Source organism: Lysinibacillus sp. JNUCC-52 (assembly GCF_015999545.1).
Taxonomy (GTDB): Bacteria; Bacillota; Bacilli; order Bacillales_A; family Planococcaceae; genus Lysinibacillus.
The window spans coordinates 571,698-591,852 of sequence record NZ_CP065546.1 but is presented as its reverse complement, the minus strand read 5'-3'; the positions used below and the strand labels follow the sequence as shown (position 1 = coordinate 591,852).

General features: G+C 34.2%; 24 protein-coding genes. 17 read left to right on the top strand and 7 right to left on the bottom strand.

Annotated elements, in window-relative coordinates; all coding sequences use genetic code 11:
* Positions 1–51: 51 nt before the first annotated feature.
* The 3 genes from JNUCC52_RS03240 to JNUCC52_RS03230 form a co-directional block, all read right to left on the bottom strand.
* Positions 52–1,050, bottom strand: coding sequence for an NADP-dependent oxidoreductase (locus JNUCC52_RS03240; RefSeq protein ID WP_337982175.1), 999 nt, complete (start codon positions 1,048–1,050; stop codon positions 52–54).
* Between the two features lie 38 nt (positions 1,051–1,088).
* Positions 1,089–1,382, bottom strand: a complete 294-nt coding sequence (locus tag JNUCC52_RS03235) for an ArsR/SmtB family transcription factor (protein WP_217270104.1) — start codon at positions 1,380–1,382, stop codon at positions 1,089–1,091.
* Between the two features lie 587 nt (positions 1,383–1,969).
* Positions 1,970–2,488: a hypothetical protein gene (locus JNUCC52_RS03230; RefSeq protein WP_337981388.1), complete on the bottom strand. Its 519-nt coding sequence runs from the start codon at positions 2,486–2,488 to the stop codon at positions 1,970–1,972.
* Positions 2,489–2,831: 343 nt separating this feature from the next.
* Here JNUCC52_RS03230 and JNUCC52_RS03225 point away from each other — a divergent pair, with 343 nt between their 5' ends.
* The 3 genes from JNUCC52_RS03225 to JNUCC52_RS03215 all read left to right on the top strand — a co-directional run bounded on the left by JNUCC52_RS03225 (position 2,832) and on the right by JNUCC52_RS03215 (position 4,585).
* Positions 2,832–3,125 (top strand): hypothetical protein, encoded by a 294-nt coding sequence (locus JNUCC52_RS03225; protein ID WP_337981387.1) that lies wholly within the window; start codon positions 2,832–2,834, stop codon positions 3,123–3,125.
* Positions 3,126–3,627: 502 nt separating this feature from the next.
* A complete protein-coding gene (locus JNUCC52_RS03220; RefSeq protein ID WP_337981386.1) occupies positions 3,628–3,930 on the top strand; it encodes a hypothetical protein in 303 nt (100 codons plus the stop codon).
* A 412-nt stretch (positions 3,931–4,342) separates the two neighbouring features.
* Entirely contained in the window at positions 4,343–4,585 is a 243-nt protein-coding gene (locus JNUCC52_RS03215) for a hypothetical protein (protein WP_172771365.1), read from the top strand.
* A gap of 319 nt (positions 4,586–4,904) precedes the next feature.
* Here the strand turns inward: JNUCC52_RS03215 and JNUCC52_RS03210 are convergent, their stop codons facing one another.
* Positions 4,905–5,867, bottom strand: a complete 963-nt coding sequence (locus JNUCC52_RS03210; protein WP_337981385.1) for an alpha/beta hydrolase family protein — start codon at positions 5,865–5,867, stop codon at positions 4,905–4,907.
* A 305-nt stretch (positions 5,868–6,172) separates the two neighbouring features.
* Between JNUCC52_RS03210 and JNUCC52_RS03205 the strand changes: the two genes are divergently transcribed.
* From JNUCC52_RS03205 to JNUCC52_RS03175, 7 genes are all read left to right on the top strand, one after another.
* Positions 6,173–6,586, top strand: a complete 414-nt coding sequence (locus JNUCC52_RS03205) for a WapI family immunity protein (RefSeq protein ID WP_337981384.1) — start codon at positions 6,173–6,175, stop codon at positions 6,584–6,586.
* Between the two features lie 357 nt (positions 6,587–6,943).
* Positions 6,944–7,168, top strand: a complete 225-nt coding sequence (locus tag JNUCC52_RS03200) for a hypothetical protein (RefSeq protein ID WP_337981383.1) — start codon at positions 6,944–6,946, stop codon at positions 7,166–7,168.
* Between the two features lie 410 nt (positions 7,169–7,578).
* On the top strand, positions 7,579–9,027 hold the full coding sequence (gene pdxR, locus JNUCC52_RS03195; RefSeq protein ID WP_337981382.1) for a MocR-like pyridoxine biosynthesis transcription factor PdxR: 1,449 nt from the start codon (positions 7,579–7,581) through the stop codon (positions 9,025–9,027).
* A gap of 4 nt (positions 9,028–9,031) precedes the next feature.
* The gene (locus tag JNUCC52_RS03190) at positions 9,032–9,943 is read left to right on the top strand and encodes a D-alanine--D-alanine ligase (protein ID WP_337981381.1); all 912 of its coding nucleotides are present in this window, start codon (positions 9,032–9,034) and stop codon (positions 9,941–9,943) included.
* Between the two features lie 200 nt (positions 9,944–10,143).
* Positions 10,144–10,578, top strand: a complete 435-nt coding sequence (locus JNUCC52_RS03185) for a GNAT family N-acetyltransferase (RefSeq protein WP_337981380.1) — start codon at positions 10,144–10,146, stop codon at positions 10,576–10,578.
* Positions 10,579–11,068: 490 nt separating this feature from the next.
* Positions 11,069–11,614, top strand: coding sequence for a collagen-like protein (locus JNUCC52_RS03180; RefSeq protein ID WP_337981379.1), 546 nt, complete (start codon positions 11,069–11,071; stop codon positions 11,612–11,614).
* Between the two features lie 542 nt (positions 11,615–12,156).
* Positions 12,157–12,606, top strand: a complete 450-nt coding sequence (locus JNUCC52_RS03175) for a hypothetical protein (protein ID WP_337981378.1) — start codon at positions 12,157–12,159, stop codon at positions 12,604–12,606.
* 358 nt (positions 12,607–12,964) lie between these two features.
* On the opposite strand, the gene JNUCC52_RS03170 is transcribed toward JNUCC52_RS03175, so the two are convergent.
* The 3 genes from JNUCC52_RS03170 to JNUCC52_RS03160 all read right to left on the bottom strand — a co-directional run bounded on the left by JNUCC52_RS03170 (position 12,965) and on the right by JNUCC52_RS03160 (position 15,144).
* Complete coding sequence (locus JNUCC52_RS03170) at positions 12,965–14,128, bottom strand: site-specific integrase (protein ID WP_337981377.1); 1,164 nt, start codon at positions 14,126–14,128, stop codon at positions 12,965–12,967.
* A 101-nt stretch (positions 14,129–14,229) separates the two neighbouring features.
* The gene (locus JNUCC52_RS03165; RefSeq protein ID WP_337981376.1) at positions 14,230–14,670 is read right to left on the bottom strand and encodes an ImmA/IrrE family metallo-endopeptidase; all 441 of its coding nucleotides are present in this window, start codon (positions 14,668–14,670) and stop codon (positions 14,230–14,232) included.
* Between the two features lie 21 nt (positions 14,671–14,691).
* Complete coding sequence (locus tag JNUCC52_RS03160) at positions 14,692–15,144, bottom strand: helix-turn-helix domain-containing protein (RefSeq protein ID WP_337981375.1); 453 nt, start codon at positions 15,142–15,144, stop codon at positions 14,692–14,694.
* A 123-nt stretch (positions 15,145–15,267) separates the two neighbouring features.
* Between JNUCC52_RS03160 and JNUCC52_RS03155 the strand changes: the two genes are divergently transcribed.
* The 7 genes from JNUCC52_RS03155 (at position 15,268) to JNUCC52_RS03125 (ending at position 20,155) form a co-directional block, all read left to right on the top strand.
* Positions 15,268–15,501, top strand: coding sequence for a helix-turn-helix transcriptional regulator (locus tag JNUCC52_RS03155; protein WP_337981374.1), 234 nt, complete (start codon positions 15,268–15,270; stop codon positions 15,499–15,501).
* A 40-nt stretch (positions 15,502–15,541) separates the two neighbouring features.
* Positions 15,542–16,321, top strand: coding sequence for a phage antirepressor (locus JNUCC52_RS03150; protein ID WP_337981373.1), 780 nt, complete (start codon positions 15,542–15,544; stop codon positions 16,319–16,321).
* Positions 16,318–16,632 (top strand): hypothetical protein, encoded by a 315-nt coding sequence (locus JNUCC52_RS03145; protein WP_337981372.1) that lies wholly within the window; start codon positions 16,318–16,320, stop codon positions 16,630–16,632. The genes JNUCC52_RS03150 and JNUCC52_RS03145 overlap by 4 nt, the downstream gene beginning before the upstream one ends.
* 176 nt (positions 16,633–16,808) lie before the next feature.
* Entirely contained in the window at positions 16,809–17,108 is a 300-nt protein-coding gene (locus JNUCC52_RS03140) for a helix-turn-helix domain-containing protein (RefSeq protein WP_337981371.1), read from the top strand.
* The gene (locus JNUCC52_RS03135) at positions 17,096–17,362 is read left to right on the top strand and encodes a hypothetical protein (RefSeq protein WP_337981370.1); all 267 of its coding nucleotides are present in this window, start codon (positions 17,096–17,098) and stop codon (positions 17,360–17,362) included. The genes JNUCC52_RS03140 and JNUCC52_RS03135 overlap by 13 nt, the downstream gene beginning before the upstream one ends.
* Positions 17,363–17,549: 187 nt before the next feature.
* The gene (locus JNUCC52_RS03130) at positions 17,550–17,831 is read left to right on the top strand and encodes a hypothetical protein (protein ID WP_337981369.1); all 282 of its coding nucleotides are present in this window, start codon (positions 17,550–17,552) and stop codon (positions 17,829–17,831) included.
* A 296-nt stretch (positions 17,832–18,127) separates the two neighbouring features.
* Positions 18,128–20,155 (top strand): hypothetical protein, encoded by a 2,028-nt coding sequence (locus JNUCC52_RS03125; protein WP_337981368.1) that lies wholly within the window; start codon positions 18,128–18,130, stop codon positions 20,153–20,155.

The following is a 20,155-nucleotide window of genomic DNA, read 5'->3' as shown; positions in this document are numbered from 1 at the left end:
ATTTGTTCATAAATAGAAATAACAGTTCAATACGATAAGGCATTATAGAAATTATCTAATCTTTAAAATTACTTTCCCTTTAGCTCTTCCTGATTCTACATACTCCATTGCCTTTTGTGCATCTTCGAATAAAAAGATTCGATCAATTATAGGTATAATTTTACCTGACTCAATGAAGTCTGCGATAATACGTAATTGATCACCACTTGGCTTCATAAATAAAAACGAATATTGAGCATTATGCTTCTTTTCAAGAGCAGTCAGTTTATAACTTGCTGCAGAAAATAACATTGTTTTGAATAGCCCTGCGCCATATTCTTTAGCAAAACGAGCATTTGGCGTACCTGAAACGGAAACGATTTTCCCACCATCTTTAATAATATGAAACGATTTTTCAAGTGTCTGTCCGCCAAGCGTATCAAACACTGCATCATAATTTTTAAGGATGTCTTCAAAATTTTCTGTTTTATAATTGATTACCTCGTCTGCGCCAAGCGATGTTACTAGTTTAGCACCAGCTTCACTAGCTGTTGTTGCCACAAGGGCTCCCATAACTTTTGCCAGTTGAATAGCAAATGTCCCAACACCGCCAGCACCAGCATGTATTAAAATTTTTTGTCCTTTTTGTAAGTGCATAATGTCATGTAAGGCTTGGTATGAAGTTAGGCCAACGAGGGGAATAGATGCAGCTTCCTCAAAGCTCAAATTTTTTGGTTTTAGAGCAATATCATCTTCATGAACAGAAATATATTCCGCAAAAGTACCGATTTTACTCTTGCGTGGGCGTGCATATATTTCATCTCCCACCTTAAATCGAGTTACTTTTTGTCCAACCTTCATCACAACGCCAGAAAAATCATTTCCGAGAATTAACGGCATTTCATACTTGAGTAACATTTTCACTTTTCCATCTCGTATTTTAAAGTCAATAGGATTAATACTAGCCGCATGTATTTCTGTGAGTACCTCGTAATCAGTTATTTCAGGTGTAGGTATTTCTGTTAAACGCATCGGAGCTTTACCATATTTATCAATAACCAAAGCTTTCACTGTGTTCATTCCTCCATAATTGTATTAATAAGCTATTTTCAATCGTATTGCTTTAACAATGTTTCAATATCCACAATAAGCGTTTTTAATAGGCTTAATTTTGTCCGAATATCAATATAATAAAAGTTTTTTGTACCTTCTTTTCGCATTAAAATAATTCCTGCATCTCGTAAAATTTTTAGGTGATGTGACACTGCAGGTCTAGAAAGGTGTGTTTGTTCCGTAATTTCACCTACACGCAATCCTGTTTGACAATCTGTTTCCATTAAAACTAACAAAATCGATTGACGTGTTTCATCACCGATAGCCAATAGTACTTTTTGACAATTCATAAAATCTTCTTTAATAGTGTTTAGTTGGTCTTTTTTATTTATCAATTAAATACCTCCGATTGTTAGTTGAATAGTTTAAGTTATTGAACCATGTTATTGAATACAACAATATATTAATGCGATAACCTCTGCAATATTGAGAAAGTAAATCGAGACGAATGCCCTTTAGAAGAAAAAAATGCTAAAAATAATTGTTCTTTCAAGAGATGATTTTCACATAAACACTCAGGAAAGTTGAATTTAACCACAAAAAAATACCCCGAGAAAAGCACCCTCGAGATATTTTAGTGACAACCTGTTCATCCTCTTAAAAACATATATTTTATAAGCAGATAAATGAGCTAATTATATATAAATGTTTTATGAAAATTACTCATTTTATTCTTTTTTAGCTTTAATCTGATAAGTAATTCCAAACACTATGTTAAAAATTAATCCGAAATTTAGCGGATTCAAAAAAACCCAAAGTAAATTTGTTTCTAATGCTAAAAGTAATAGAATCCACAAAATCATGCAAACATAATAAGCAAATATCATCGGCCAACAAAAAACTTTATCTATATCAAACATACAATTCCTCCAATACGCTAATCAAAACAAGAGGATGATGCACCTGACATAGCTCCACCCGCAGCACCAACCGCATTTCCAATACCAGGTAATACAGTTCCAGCACCAATACCAACCCCTAAACCAGTTATTGCACCAAGATAATAACCACCAAGAACGCCTAATGCACATTTCCATTTAGAACGAGCTAAAGTAGTCGTTTGAGTCGGTTGTTCACCGTTATGTAATTCTATAATCAGTCCATTATCAACTGATTTATAAATTAAATTAACATCATGCCCATTACTATCTATTGCTTGGGTTGGCAATACCTCTGAATATTCACCTTTTTTAACAATTATATTTCCAACTTCATCGTTTTCAATTGTTGTCTCATCATTTAATAATTCTAAATGCATCGTACTTTCATTTAAAATGGTAATGGCAAAATCATCACTCTGTTCAGCTGCAACTACAGTTGAAGCATTAAAAGCTATATTTCCCGTGAAAAAGAATAAAAGAACCAAACAAGCCAACATAAAAAATAATTTTCTCATTTGTAAAACGCCTCCTTTAATATTCTGATTCTTCTATTATTTTAAATAAAAAATATAAAATATAAAATAAAAAACACAAAATTGTAACAAAAATTATGATTTCGATTGCAAAAGAAAAATACTAATAGAGGAAGGTTAAGATTTCTTTACCTTCTCTAAATTCTATTGATTTAATTTAGAAATAAAATTACTATGTTTGACGGGGAAATAAGTTTAGAATTCTTTGCTGACGGATCGCCGTATGCGATGAAAGTCGCTCGTACGGTGAAGACTCGTTATAAAGCAGAAAATTGTATAAGGCGAGAATAGTATACTGGTTACACCATTTGAAATAAGTAGTATATTGAATACTTATACAAATGGTTTACAATTAAGTATCAATGTACCAACAGGATTCTATAATGTTCAGATTCATATTAAAGAACAAAATGAAGAGTTTTGGAATGTCGTTAATCCAGAAAATATCCTAGGTACTGATAATTCTGAAGGTGATAATAATATATTAGAACCTGGTGATACATCAGTAATGTTTGATGGTTTGAATAGTGGTACTCAATATGAAGTGAAAATAGTTGGAATTAAGGATGGTAATGTGTATTATACAAACACTATTAATGTTACAACTAATAATTATTAAAAACGTAAAGAAACTTTAGTTAGAAAGCCTTCCACTAGCGGTGGAGGGCTTTTAATTATGCGTTGTAAGAGCAATCAAGATGGAAATAGTGAATCTCGTTGCTCTAATAGTTTTTTATCTCAGTGTATTTGGAAAAATCAAAAGTAGAGGTGGCGATTGAGTGAAGTTCTAGAAATGAACACAGCACGCGATTTATAAAAAATTAAATTAGTTGCATTATTTAGAGCTGTATATGTAGTGTATTCCATTACTGTTAAGTACAAAAAACTTAAAAATTAACATTCGTATTAACATTCGTCAGTATGGACCTTCCTTCAATTTATATAAAATTATCTGTGGGGAAATAAGTTTTAAAGCCTATTATTGATGGATCGCCGTATGTGATGAAAGTCGCCTGTACGGTGAAGGCTCGTTATAAAACTGAGATATACAGAAGGTATAAGACGAGAATAGTGGATCAATTCAAAGCGCAACTGCAAACGCTACGTCAGGAACGATAATTGTGGAATTTAATGATCCTATGCCAAAAACTCTAAGTGGAACAGATTTTGAACTATGGAATACCGATACGAATACAAGTTCAGTCCATATTTCACAAATATTTGTATCTAATTTAACATGGAGTGTTGATGGAAAGACTGCTACTTTTACAACACAAAGTCCTCTTGTAGTTGGTAAGTATGTTATCATTAAATCGAATTTAACAAACATGGTGAATGCAGCAGGAGTAGGGTTACTCGATAATTTCGGAAATCCTATAGGGAAGTTTGGGTGGCTAGGGTGGTCATCAATTATCATTCAATAATATTAGAGTAAAGAATTGAAAGTTCTATTAATTGTTGAAGCTTGAAATAATGATTTCAGTAGTTTTATAGAATGTAAATTACAATTTGAAATAGTCATGTGAAACAAGATATAAAAATATCTGAAGTTTTGCATGACTTTTTCTTTTATTAAGAGAAAAAATTTTCATGAACTAACATTCGTATTAACATTTGTCAGTATTGACCTTCCTTAATTAAACATATAATTAAATGTGGGGAAATAAGTTTAAAATCTATTATTGATGGATCGCCGTATGCGATGAAAGTCGCCTGTACGGTGAAGGCTCGCTATAAAACTGAGAAATATAGAAGGTATAAGACGAGAATAGCGTACCAAATGTAAGTATTTCGGCACCATACAATGATGGAGGAACGATACCTGGGAATTTTGCTATGTCTACAAATGTAAACTTGACCGTAGCGATACCAGGCCAAAACGGTACAGTTGCTACTTATAGCAACCCTAGAAGTAATAACACAAGTATAGCAACTGCAACAATTATTGGACCTAATCCTTCGGGACATGTGTATTTAGATGTGAAAAAAGTTGGTTCAGGTCCAGTTAATATCACTTTTGACTATACTGGTAGTAATGGTGTTACTGGGACAATGACATGGACATTTAATTTTCAATAAAATCTTAACGATAGTTCTGGAAATACAATGTCAAAAAAGCATTCTCTTAGGAGGATGCTTTTTCTTTTGCTTGAAAGAATGTGAATTTACGATGGATACTTACATCGGCGATTAAATATATTTATGAAAAGTGATTCAATTAAGAAAGCTATATGTCGAAATAATCGTTCTACGATAAGAAACTGAGTCCTATTAATAGTGGTGTTAGTTGTTAGGAAAGAGGGAGGGGAGGGTAAGATGAGATATTCAGAACTAGGAATGCCCGAATATCATAATGATATTCGGGCAGATTTTCAAATTCATTTTCTATATTGGCATTTTAATGAAATACAGAACCATTAAGATAAGTTAATTTATGATACTTATTGATATTTGGATAAAATGAGTCTGAATAATTTCGATATGCCACAATATCTCGTAATAGTCCAAATTGTAAATAGCCAAAAGTACTATAATGAGGAATAGACTTATCTACACCGCCTTTAACCCCAATATATGCTATTTTGTCACTATGCATATCATATATGGAATTTAACCATTCATTTTCAATGTATAGGTTTTTTACATCCGAATCATATGTCCCGTTTTTATTTGCAGTCCATTGTGTATCAGTCATCTGTGTCTTAGCTACTGATAAAGCATTGAAAGTATATACTCCGCTAATTGTTTTCTTTTTGATAGGACCATAATGTGTAAATTTTGCGTTAGAAACTATCGTTATTCCAGCACGAACATCTAAAAATGACTTTGCTGCTAGCCATCCACCTAAAGAATGTCCTGTGAAATACCATTGATAATCTTTATAACCAAATTTATCATATATGTAGTTTAAATAAAGGTGTGCTTGATGTAATTGTCCTGGAACACTACCATTCAATAATGACGATGCTGCTGTTGCATAATCGGATCCATCTTCTGAACCTGCAAAGGCAATGAATAGTTTTTTACTAGCGTTCGGATTATCTGGGTTTATAACAACAGCCAGTGCTTTAAAGCCAGTTCGGTCTAAATTGTAACTAGGTGCACCCATCGGATGATTTGGATTAGAATTAATGTCTACTGAATCAATTACTTTAAATTTATTTGCACCATGTTCTAGATTGATTGCATGTTGGATTTCAGCATTTGTTTTCTTTCCGACATTGTAAACTTGGTCCGCTAAATCATAGTATAACTTACTAGGGTTATCTGCATAACCTGCTTGTGCTTTACTTGTTCCCAAAGTAAATGTAACTAGTAGGATAGCAGAAAGTAAAACTGTAAAACTTAATTTTTTAAGCATAACTTACCCTCAACTTTCAATTATTAGTACGATTGTAATTATCTATTATTTCGTGTTGTTAATCAATATAAATATCTAAAAAATATTAGCGGATATTGTTGAGGTTCCTTTACGAACAAACTAGGGAAGTAAATTGGTTTATGTCCTTTTGGTTATTGAGTAAAACAAATGAGATGAACAGTACAGGTTACTCAATCTCGTTGCTGCTCGTGGATTTTAAAATAACGTTCCCAAACGCAAGTTAGGTAACAAAACTAAGCTTTCGTAGCTTTTATGGTAGTATTTTAGTTATGAGGTGATGATTTTTGAATAAAATTAAACTTGGTGAAAATCAAGGCTTTATTGAAATTAATTTAGAAGATATAACAGATTGGCAAAATCAAGGAACAGTGTCCATTCAAAGTGGGAATTACTATGTAATGAATGCAGAGATTTGGATTACGATCGATGAACTTATTACGTTATACACACAACTACAAGAAGCTTATAAAACGTTAAAAGGAAATATTATATTTTCGAATTTGGATAACACGTTGCAGTTCACGCTTCAATTTAATTCATTTGGACAAATTAGTCTAGAGGGAAAATTCCAAGAGTTTCCTAGTCGAGAAAATAAACTAGAATTTGAATTTATGATAGACCAGAGTCATTTGCCTGCAACATTGTTGGATATGAAAAAGATTGTTAAACCATACATTGAACTAAAATCTAAAGGGTAGTATTTTATTCACTACCATTCAAAATATTCCAAACAAAAGTATGGAGACGAACTTTAAGGCCACTAATGTTGTTAAATCAACGTTCGGGGCTCTTCTTATGAATATTGTTTAAGCGTTGTTTTATGCACTTTTGATAAAAGTCAGTAATAGCAAAGGTTTTGAAGTATTTGAAGTAATGTTGCACCATCTTCTTTGATGAATAAAATCGTGTATAAAATTGAAGTCTTATCGTTGTAGATCCGCATAAATCTGACTAGCCCTCTTATTGTACTAACGGAGTGCTTTAGTCCAAAAACATTCTTCAACAATCGGGCGCTTTTCTGTAATAAGGAAAGCGTCTTTATTCATGCTTACAAGATGCAATATTCAAGGGGAACTACAATAGTATCAATTGATAGTATTGATGCCGAAGAAGTTTTAACATTAGATTCTGATGCTGACATTTTCCAGTATGATGGAGTGATCTACAAAACTAATATTGCTTGGGTTGAAGAATTGACTTTAACAAAAGATGTTCAAATCGGTGAAATAAAAACAAAAAATGATGCTAAAACAGATTTTAAAAATGAGATGTCGAATTAACTTCCTGTTGGTATAAAGATTTTTTCCACCAAAGAACGAGGAGATATTTTAATTGTTGAACAAAAAGGAGAAATCAAAAAATATCTTGTTCAACAAACGCGCGCTTTCCTTGGATAAGAAAAGGGTCTTTCTTCATGAAGAAGGTCAGATTGTTTAGTGAGAATTCTGCAAATTTTAGCATTATTTACTTGATGGCATATTAAAGTTTTTCCAATTTCACTTGATACACTGTAATAACAATTACTTTAAATTTCAAGCTTCGATATATTGTATTAAAATAAAATGAACAAATGCATATTTAAAAACATGATAGTTCCACACAACTACCACAAGACAGTAAAAATACATAATGTGTGGACCTTTTGAAATCAGTGCAGGAATGTAAAAATGTTAGCAAGGAGATGAATGGATTGTTTAACGATTTTAAGATTACGGAAGGTCGTCCTGTATATATACAACTTAAGGAATATTTAAAAAGAATGATAACCAACGGGCATTTACTTGAGCACCAAAAGCTTCCGTCCACTCGTGAACTCTGTTCTTTATTATCCATTAGCCGAAACACCGTTCTAACAGCTTATGCGGATCTGGAACAAGAAGGGCTTATCTATGCGGTAAAGGGAAAGGGAAACTTTGTCAGTCATGTGGAGATAATCAAATCCCCATCCATCCAGTTAAATTGGACTAAAAAAGTTAACGAGCAAACCTTTTTGGCGGATGAATTGGACTTTAAAAAACATGGTGTACGCTGGAATAAGGAAATTATTTCATTCAATAGTATCGCACCCGATGAAAAGCTATTTGATATAGAAAATTTTAAACGAGCTTTTTTAAATCGGATGTCTATTGAAGGAGACATCGTTCTTAACTATGGATATGCAAAGGGCTATAAACCACTTATCGAATACTTGCTTCGCTATATGGAAATTAAAGGAGTAGACACTCGAAATAAAGATATTTTAATTACCAATGGATTCACGGAAGGTCTGGATCTCATTTTATCCTCTTTAAATAAAAAGAGCGGCCGTGTTATTTGTGAAAATCCAACCAATGACTCTGCTCTTAAGCTCTTTCGATTACATGGCTTCGAAATTGATGGGATTGAGATGGATAATGATGGTATCAATATTAGTCAGCTGGAAACACTCCTATCAAAAAATGAATATGATTTTGCGTACTTAATTCCGTCTTACCATAATCCTACTGGAATCGTAACGTCTTCAAAAAAAAGGAAAGAAATTATGGATTTATTTTCGTCATACCAGCTTCCTATCATTGAAAATGGATTTAATGAAGAATTACGTTATTCAGGTTCACATCTCGCATCATTGGTAGCCTTCGCTGGCCAAGGTAATAATGTTATTTATATTAGCAGCTTTTCTAAAATTCTTTTTCCTGGTTTGCGGGTTGGCTGGATATTGGCAGATAAAGATTTGATTAATTACTTAGAAAGTTTGAAAAGAGCTCGAACAATTCATACGTCTACATTAGACCAAGCTGTGTTATATCAATATTTGATTGATGGATACTTTGAGAAGTATATAAAAAAAGCTAAATCAGTCTATAAGAAAAAGTATGAATTAACCGTTCATTATTGTAAGCAATTTATTCCTTTCAAACGAATAACTGGTGACGGAGGGCTTCATATTTTTATAGAACTAGAAGACCATATTGATTCAGAAAAACTTTTAGAAAAATGTTATCAAAGGGGCGTTGTTTTCTTACCTGGTAATGTTTTTCACACGGACAGCAGTGGAAAACATACTTTACGATTAGGATTTTCTAGGCTGAATGAAAGAGAGATTATTCAGGGGATAAAAATTATAGGGGATACGTTAAAAAATAATTATGGGGGCTAGAAAAATGAGAGTTGGCGTAATTATGGGAGGGGTTTCTTCCGAGAAACAAGTTTCGATTATGACAGGTGAAGAAATGATCGCACATTTAGATAAAAATAAATATGAAATTGTACCGATTCACATAGAGAACAAAGAAGAATTAGTGGAAAAGGTAAACGATCTTGACATTGCACTACTGGCTTTGCATGGCAAATTCGGTGAGGATGGCACTATTCAAGGTACGCTTGAAACCATGGGAGTTCCTTATACAGGGAGTAGCATACTGTCCAGTAGCTTATGCATAGATAAGAATATCTCAAAAAAAATCATCCGCTTTGAAGGCGTGCAAACACCGGATTGGATTCACCTTACGAACATGGAAGAACTGAAAATGGATGAACTAGATAAAATGGGTTTCCCGCTAGTTGTGAAACCTAATTCAGGCGGTTCAAGTGTGGGAGTAAAAATTGTTTATGATAAAGAAACACTAAAGCCTGCTATTGCAGAAGTATTCAAATGGGATTCTGAAGTGATAATTGAAAAGCTAATTATGGGTGAAGAAATCACTTGTTCCATTTTGGATGGAAAGCTTTTACCGGTAATTTCGATTCGTCATCAGGGAGAGTTTTTTGATTATACCTCCAAATATAATGATGTGGCTACGATTGAAGAGGTGATTCAGCTTCCTCCCGAAACACAGGCCCGTGTCTCTTTAGCTGCTATGACTTGCTATAATTCATTGAAATGTAGTGTTTACGCCCGAATCGACATGATGATTCAAGATGGTATCCCTTATGTGATGGAAGTTAATACATTACCAGGGATGACGAAAAATAGTTTACTGCCAAAAAGTGCTCAGGGAGCAAATATTCCTTATCATAAGCTACTTGACTTAATCATTGAATATTCACTTAAAGTGAGGAGAAATGGTATTTAGAATGTGCTAAAGTTAGTCCTGTGAATATTTTGCATAACATGTGTGCATTTCAAAAAGTAATACCTAATTCCTCCAAAATAATAGCGGTAGTAGAAGCGGATCGTTATGGATCTCAATCTAAATTCCGAAGCGTTACTCTTAAATCCGAAGAAGTTTAGTTGAAATAAACAGTCATAAATAAAGATGGGAGAGTGAAATAAATGGGGCTTAGAACAGCAAAAGTCGAGGATTACAAACAGATTTCATTGTTATTAACACAGTTGGATTACCCAGATACAGAACATTTTCTTAAAGAAAAAATTGAAATACTTCTTACGGAACCAAATGAGGAATTACTAGTGTTTGAAGAGGATAAGAATATTATTGCTTTCATTTCCGTTCATTTTATGCCGCAATTAGCTGTAAAAGGTGATTTTGCAAGAATTAGTTATTTTGCAGTTGATAAAAACATAAGAAGTAGGGGGATAGGGCGTAAGCTTGAAGAGTATTGTAATGATTTAGCTCTAAAAAGAAATTGCGATAGAGTTGAAGTACATTGTCATTCAAGAAGAACTGATGCTCATAGATTTTATATAAGACAAGGGTTTACGGAAGCCCCAAAATATTTCGTTAAAATGTTGCCTCAATCTGAATAATATCTATGGAATCTTCAACAGTTTTAAAACTTCAACAATCGGGCGCGATTGTGGAACAAAAGTAACAAATGAAACAGATGTAACAAAAAGAACAAATGTAAAACATGTACGATAGTTTGTGATTGAAAATGTGTACTGTAAACTCGGAGGTAGGTTCGGTGGCGGTAAGGTTTTTCTTCTTTGGTATTTATAAAAACCTAAATATTAGGGAAAGACAGACCGACGACCGAACTGTGCCTCATAAACTTGTTCGAGGCAAGACATACATGGCCGGCCCATATTTTTTAAGAGAATAGGCAATGCTCTAGCTCATATGTTTTGTTAAGTATAATATGTTAAAAATTAATTCATTTCCTTGTTCAAAAGATCACTTAATTTAGTGATCTTTTTTAAATCAATATATCCATTAAAACGTACGTATATATTTAGTATAAGTGTCTACATTTGTCACCTCATTGAATAATGTAATAAAACAAGGAGAGTGAAAAAAGTGAGTTTTGACAAATTTGATAGAACTGAAAAAAGAGTTAGCAGAATTCATGACGATTGTGAAGAAAGTTGCACTAACAAAAATAACCGAGAAGGAGTACAGGTACCTCAACAACCTGTAGGTACAGGTCTTCCAGGGTTTGCTTATATTTATGATACAACTGCTCAACCAGGTATTCCGAATAATGGTGAGGTTACTTTCAATACAAATGGCAATATTATACCTGAAGGATTTGTAACTCATGTAACTGGAACAGCACCTATCATTATAAATCAAACAGGGATTTATCTTATTACCTATGAAGTGTTCGTTACTGGTGGCCCTTTTGCATTTTCCCTATTCAATGGCGACAACCAAATAGCGGGTTCCAATTACGGAGGCAATGGTGGTTCCAATCCGCAAAATGGTCAAGTAATCACTACTTTAAATGCATCGGACGTTCTTACTTTGAGAAATATTGATCCAAACCCAACAGCTTTATTAAATGTAACAATTCCTGGCGCTCAGGTTATCAGCGCGTCTATTGTTATTTTAAGATTAGCATAAGTGTATTATTGTGAGTCACATCTAATAGGTGTGGCTTTTTACATTTATAGATTGGTTTTGTAATTTGAAAGGAGTGGTTATCATGTGAACTTCGTCCACTTTCCATTTTGATCAGTCAAACTTACTAAACGTGCACGGAAATGCACGAACACAATTTGATTACAATAATAACGTGGTGTAGCTCTACCACGGTTGCTAAAAGTGAGCTAACTCGACAATTTTACCACAGTAGAATAATAGACGAATGAAAGACCCCTGAGCGATTCGAGGGTTTTTTTTGCTTTGAAAACTGCATCAAACAGCCGTATTATTGCTTTCACAAACTTCATAAGTGGCTGTCAGAATTTGATACATTACCCAAATACGAAAAAGCATTCGTTATAGCTGCTGTGCAAATTAAACTTGCTGCTGATGAAGGCTGAAAAGGAGGCTAAACGAAGTGGTAATGGCAAGGGGAAGAGAAAACGATATACCCATTATGCAAAATTAATATAGTTAAATCCCTCTAAATTCTGTATATTTGTGTATGAGGAGGGATAATAGTGAAATTTTTCTTGCGTCTTGTGTCACTATTTTTATGGTTTTGGGCATTTAATTTTTCTATGGCTGGAGTTATAGTTGCCATTCAAACTAATTACAACATAGGACAGATATTTATTTTTCTAATAATTATTAGTATATTTATATACTTAGGGATTTACTTATGGAAAAAGTCTATGAAGTATAACAAAACTATTGATCAAGGAGTAACAGCAGCTGAGAGATTTGAAAGGGAAAGTGAAATTCCAGGTTCAAAGGCTCGTCAACAAAAACTAAATGCAGATACTTGTACACAAGTAAAGCATATGGCGGGTCTCACTATGGAGTTGGACATTTTGAATGGTAGCGATGTAGAGATGGTTAAAGCTTTAAATTGTCCAAATTGCGCTGCAGCATTAAACCCGAAAGAAAACCATTGTGAATACTGTGGTACATCATTACATCAGAAGTAAAGCAAATAACATATATGTGTTTAGATGGCGTAGAGTATTTATTGATATTTTAAGTTAATTTCAAAATTTTTTAACCTTCATTTAACAACCTATCGAAATCTCCCAAGCCTAAACCCCGCCAAGTCAATATTTTTACGCTATAATGTAGGACGAGGTGAAGAAAATGTTTGTGAGTGAAAAACAGATTGAGATTCGATATGCGGAGACGGACCAAATGGGCGTTGTCTACCACGCAAACTACATCATTTGGTTGGAGTTAGAGGGAAAGCGTTGATATATAAGGGTATGAGAGGGTACAAAAACTGATGTACCCCAATTTGTACCCCAAATACATCAAAATATCTCTATTTTTAAAAAATCATCCTCCAGTTGCGAACTTATTCATCAATTCAATAGATTTAATTTCATCTTTTTCGAACGAGTGAACATATTCTTTTAGAACAGTATTCGGATCGTCACCTAAGATTTTCGCGACAGTTACAAGTGTTTCTCCACGTGAAAGTAAAATAGATGCTACCGTATGTCTTAAACCGTGAGGGGAAATTCTTTTTAGTTCGTACTTTTCACAAATCATATCGATTGCATCCTCAACGTATGTTAAGCCAATAGGGCGGCACCCTTGGCGAGAAATAAATACATAATCAGTATCTTCATGTTTCATACTTCTGTCCCACTTCTTCTTAATACACCAAGCTTTGTACTTCTTTAATTGCGCGTATAATTCATTGTTCATACTAATTTTTCGATAGCCATTATCACTTTTCGGTGGACCAAGCCCTGTGCGTGTCCGAGCTTTATTAATAATTATTATTTTATTTTTAAAGTCAATATCATTCCATGTTAACCCCATCATTTCACCTTTTCGCATACCTGTCATTGCCAAAGTTAAAATAGAGGAGTACCTAGTGGAAGGGTCATTGTCTTTAACACATTGCAAGAATAATTCTAACTCTTCTTCAGTTAGGTAGTTTTCTTTGTCACTAGAAGGTGCAGCACTAAAATCCATTCTTTTAAACCGATCTCGAAGAAGTATTTCCTCCTCAACAGCATAGGAAACAGCTGATTTGAAAACCCGAAACACGCCTTGTACGGTAGCTCTCATTAATCCATAGGACACTAACTTATCAATTAACTCTCTTTGAAGAGTCATTTTTGTTAATTTTTGCAGCTTATAGTGCCCGATTAGAGGATTGATATGATTTTTGTAGGACTCTTGATAATGAATGTAAGTGCCTGGACGCCAAACTTTCTTTTTCATCTCAAACCAAATTTCCATCCACTGTGCCACAGTAACATTTGCACTCTCTACAAATCTATCATTTCCATCTAATACATTAGCTTTGACTTCGATTAATGCACGTTCAGCTGCTGATTCAGTATCGAATCTTAACATTGTTTTTTCTTTGCGGTTTCCAAAACGATCATAATACTTGTAACGAAAAGCAAACTTCTTTTTGTTATTCGAATCCTTATACCAGTAAATACAATCTTTTTTTGTTTTAATCATTTTATACCTTGCCATAAGATTACCTCCATAGAATTACACGGGCAGGTGACAATTAATATAGGGTAATCAGATTGCATCACTCCTTTCAAACAGAATATATGTTCTTTTTTTATGTATTAAAATAGCCCCTTACATTTCAGTTTTACCAACTCTAGCGGTACGTTATGTAATGAAGCTATATCGTAAAATGTTTTTTGTTCATCGTAATCAAACAAATTTTCATCTGGTATTAATAGATGGGCAGCAAAGGTATTTGCTTCAATCTCTACTTTATCAACAGAGAAAAACGTGTTTGTTCTCATGAAAGGGGTGTTTAGTTTAGTATGTAAAATTGCGTGACCTATTTCATGAGCACAAACAATAAGTTGTTCTTCTACACTTAAGTGGCTATTAATAAAAATAAATCGATTACGTTTTTCATATTGATAAAAACCCTTTATATCGGGAGGCAAATCCCAATAAAAGATTTCTATCTTTAAATATTTAGCTAATGTAAATGGATTTCTAGTATTATACTTCGCATATAAATACTCGACCTTCTTTTTGATCCACCCCATCCGCAACCCCTCGAATCATAATTATTCTTCATCATTTTGATATTTCTTTGGTATATACTTTTTGTTGTTTTTCTTTGCTAGACGCACACCAAATTCCATTGCTTCTAATAAAGATTCTTTGGCTTCATCGCTCATCGGTTCACCATCGAATAGTAGACCGGTTGCAGATGATAAATCCTCGCGTAGTTCGGCCATTCGTTTAGCTATATCAAGCTCATCTTTTGACATTTGAGTTTTCTTATTTTCATTTTCCAAGTAACCTGCGCGAGTCATCAAATCTTCATATTCACACATATAAGCTTTTGAAATTAATTTTAATGTTTCAGGAGTCGGGTTTACAATTTTACCAGAGCGTTTATCATAACCCTTTTCAATTGTATCTAAATAAGTATGGCTAATACCGATGCGCGAACTGGCATCTCGTAAAGATTCTTTGCCTCTTAATTCCTTTAAATATTCTCCTAAAGTTTTCATGTAATCACCACCTGTAATACATACTTTACATCAAGGGTAAAAAAATATAAATAATTCTTTTGTAAATCATTGTTGACATATTTGTTATGCGTGTATTACAATACAAACAAGGAGGTGTTACTCATGGTTAACAATAAAGTTCGAGAAATTAGACAAGAGTTAGGTATGTCATTATCTGAATTAGCAAGACGTACTAAAACTTCTCGCCAAACTATAACTAATATTGAACTTCATGGGCAAGAACCAGGAGTTAGACTTGGTTTACTAATTGCAAATGCCTTAAATAGAAATCCAAACGATATTTTTTTTAATGAATTTGTTATACGTGGTTTACAAAAAGGGAAACAAATTGTCTGATTTTCTTTTATATATAAATTGAAACAAGGAGGTTTGGATAATGACTCAATTACAAGTTATACATGAACAGGTTTTGCTAGATAAAAATTTCAAGGTTTACGGAACTTCTGAAAATCCGTTGTTTTTAGCTAAGGATGTTGCTGGTTGGATTGAACATAGTAATGTTTCTTCTATGTTAAAAAGTATCGATGAAGATGAAAAGGTACTAAACAATGTTTATACCCTTGGAGGAACCCAAGAAACATGGTTCCTAACAGAAGATGGTCTATATGAAGTATTAATGCAATCACGAAAACCTATTGCTAAGCAGTTTAAAAAACAGGTTAAGAACATTTTGAAAGACATCCGCCTTAATGGCGGCTACATCGCTACAACGGAAGATGACGATGAAATGACAATCTTAGCGAAAGGATTTCTAATAGCTCAAAAAACTATCGAAAGTAACAAAAGAAAAATTGTTGAACAGCAAATGTTAATTGAAGAACAAAAACCGAAAGTTCTTTTCGCAGAAGCTATTCAAGCAAGTAAAACAACAATTCTTATTGGTGAGTATGCAAAAATCTTAAAGCAAAACGGTATAGACATCGGACAAAAGCGACTTTTCGAATGGCTTAGAGATAATGGCTATTTAATCAAACGAAAAGGTTCTGACTATAACACACCGACTCAAAAGAGTATGGACCTTGGTTTGTTCGAAATCAAAGAAACGCCAATTTATCACACAAGCGGAGAAATTAGTATTTCAAGAACTTCAAAAATAACAGGTAAAGGACAAGCCTACTTTATTAATAAGTTTTTAAACAAGGCGGTGGCAATGTGATTGGAATAGCACCTAGTGAAAGTACAGTAATCAAAACCTTATTTGAAATGTCAGGAATCACAAAAGAAAGAATAACATCTGAGCTACGTGAACTTATTAACGAAACAGCAAGACATGAAATTTTATTTTGGGATATCGATGACATTATAAGGGCAACAACATTTAAAAAAACGTTCTTGGAAGAACATATCCTGTGTGATCCACGTATCAAACAATATGAAAGACAACGTGGATTTAAAGGAAAACGTGTTTGGTTATACGAACCAACTGCAACAACAATAAAAAATATCATTATGAATGAATGGAATTAAAAAAGCACGGGCAGGTGCAATTTAAATAGGAGAGGCCAGGGCAAATGGCCTCGTCAAACTACCAATCTAGTAAGAGGTAGGGGCAAATCTACCTCTTATCACTATATTAAGTTAACTTGGAAGAAATTTGTATTCCACAATGGAATTTATTCTAATACAGAATATTTAGAGGGGCGATGAACGAAATGTTTGATGCAATAGAACATGGAAAGATGCTAAAAATCTTTCGTAAGAAAGCGAAAATGACGCAAGAGGATATAGCCGAAGAGTTAAATGTTACACAATCATGTGTTAGTAAATATGAAAGTGGTCGAAAGACTTTAGATTTATCAACCTTTCTAAGGTGGATTAATGTAACAGGTTCGGAAATACCAGCTGCAGCAATGCTGTTCGGAATGGATACAGTGAACGCGGTAACTCAGTTAATGCCTATGGTTCCGATGTTTATAGGAGGTGTGTTCAATTGGATATTGTAGAAAAATTAAAGCTGAAAATAGCAATGTTAGAGGCTTGTAATGAGGATTTATTAGTAGCGATTGGATTGCATAACAAACGTGGTGATTACCAGTTGTCTGCAGAGTGTATGCAAAAAATTAAGCGAACATCACACGAAATTGATCGATTGAAAGCGCATCTACAAGATCAACAAAACTTTCAGTGGGTAATCAATGATTTAACAAATAGAGGTTTGCTGGGAGAGGCGATGAAGAAATATGCGCATCAAGCCTAGAGCGTGGAGACACATGTCATTAAAACAGAGGTTAATTTATGTACATTTCTTTTGCGACAAGAAAGTATTAGCCAAGTTAGATGGCAATAAAAAAGCTGCTTAATCAATGGCGTGATTAAACAGCGACAACTTATACAAATCTATTATAACACAAAATGTGATTAATAGAGACAAAAGGAGAATGAAAATGAAAAATCTCGCAGGTTTAGAGGTTAGTAATACCATTTTTGAAACCATCGTAAAGCGTGTGAAAATATCGCCAATAGAGCCATATACATTCTTTATTCATGGAGTAAATGCTGTTGGCGGAAAGTTAAATAGTGCCTATTCAGCATTTGAAAAAATAAAAAAATGGGCGGTTTCTAGTGGAGCAGAAGTAAATTTAGTTGAAGAACAAGGCTATGTATTAAAGGTTGAAATTACAGATCCCGTTGCAGCGAAAATTGAAGCGTTCTTTAAAGATAAATAAATAATTTCAGACGTTTGCGAGTCGAAACTCGCTCTCGTCAAGCAGCTTGTAAATGGTTGGTTAGCCGTTTCCTCTTTGGAATTTACAAGCTGCTTGATGGGACTAGCAATCTATTTATAAAACCTAGCACAGTACGCCATGACCTGATTTTAGGAGCGAGCGACAGTCAATAGACCCCAGTTGCGAAGAAAGTTTTGTAAGTAGATTGGTGGTTAAGCCATCAAAAAAACCACTGCGCGAACAGTGGCTTCAAAAACAAATAATTTACATCATCATACCACAGGAGGGCAAAAAAGATGAAGAAAATTGAGTTGGTAGTTTTAAAATTACGTGATTTCAAGGGCATTAAATCACTTGATATTCAATTAGACGGTGGCAACGCGGAGATTTTTGGTGACAACGAGGCAGGTAAAACTACAACATTTGATGCGTTCTTATGGCTTTTATTCGATAAGGATAGCAACAACAAAAAGGACTTTGCCATCAAGACTTTGAACGGTGATGGCACTGAACGACATAACTTGGAGCATACGGTTGAAGGCTCATTCTTAATCGATGGGGTGCTAGTTACTCTAAAGAAGATTTACAAAGAGAAGTGGACGAAAAAACGTGGTCAAGCTGTAGCAGAGTTTACAGGGCATGTGGTTGAACATTTTGTAGATGATGTACCGATGTCTAAAAAAGATTATACGGCCGCAGTTGAAAGCATTGTAGATGAAGAAGTATTCAAGCTTCTAACATCACCTACTTACTTTAACGAACAAATGAAATGGCAAGATCGTCGCGCCTTACTTATTGAAATCTGCGGTGACATTTCAGATGAAGATGTGATTGCATCAAATCAATCACTGGCTAAATTAAATGAACTTCTTAATGGCAAATCAATGGAAGATATGAAGAAAATCATTGCTAGCCAAAAGAAACAGATCAATGACCAACTTGAAATGATTCCAGTACGTATTGATGAAATTAATAAAATGATGCCGGAAACGACTGTAGACATTGAAAAAATGCGTCAACAAGTTGAGCAAATCGAAGCTGAAATGGACGAGCTTCAACAACAGAAAATCCGTGTGAAAAATGGTGAGTCAATTCTTATAAAACAACGTCAGCTGCAAGAGTTAGAAATGAAGCAGAATGACCTTAAACGCTCGTTTGAAGCTGATAGTTTGCAAGAAGTTCATAAGCTTCAAGTACGTTTGCAGGAAGCGCAAGGTAATGTGCAAATTATTCAATCTGAAATTCGCATGAATGAGGTTGAAAAGCAAGCAATCGGTCGTGACATTCAAGCGTTTACTGGTCGTATTACGCAAAATGAAGCGTCTATGCAGAAGTTACGAGAGGAATTTGCTTCATTAAATGCATTGACTTTTGAGTATTCGGATGAATGCGAATGTCCCACTTGTAAACAGGCATTGCCAAAAGAACAAGTTGAGGCTGTTCGCGCTGAGGCTTTAGCGCAGTTTAATGAGCGCATTTCTAAGCGTAAGGCTGAAATTAAAGCAGAGGGGCCAGTATTCGCCGATGAGAATACTCAAATTCAAGCGCAAATTCAAACAAAGAACGAGAAGCTCAATTCTGTTCTAATCCCTAAATCTAAGGAGCTAAACGATAAATTAGCCGCAGCAGAAAAAGAGCTTGTAAAGTTTAATGAAAAATTACAACAAGCTCAGACATCGGTGCCAGATGTGACAGTCACTGATGAATACAAATCTATCACTCTACAAATTGAAGGGTTACAGGCTGAAATTAAGCAGTTAAATGAACATGCTTATGAAGCTGTTGCTGGTATTGATGAAGAAATAGAAAAATTAAAGTTCATTCGTAACGGCTACAACAATGCTTTATCTCAACATGCAAACATCGAAGCGAGTAAAGAGCGAATCATTGAGCTTGAAGATCAACAGGTGAAACTTGCTCAAGAGTACGAAAAACTAGAGCAAACTACATTCCTTATCGAAGAATTTATCCGAACAAAAGTAAACATGCTCACTGAACGTATTAACAGCAAGTTCAAATACGCACGATTCAAGCTATTTGATACACAAGTAAATGGTGGATTAAACGAAGTATGTGAAACGACATTTAAGGGCGTACCATACGGCACTGGCCTTAACAATGCAGCGAAAATCAATGTCGGCTTAGACATCATCAATACACTATCAGCTCATTATGGCATCCTAGCACCTATTTTCGTAGACAATGCCGAGGCTGTAACCAAGTTTATAGATGTGGAAACTCAACTTATTAGCTTAGTGGTTTCTGAAAAGGACAAGCAGTTACGAGTTGAATTAGAACCAATCGAATATAAGGAGGCAATTTAA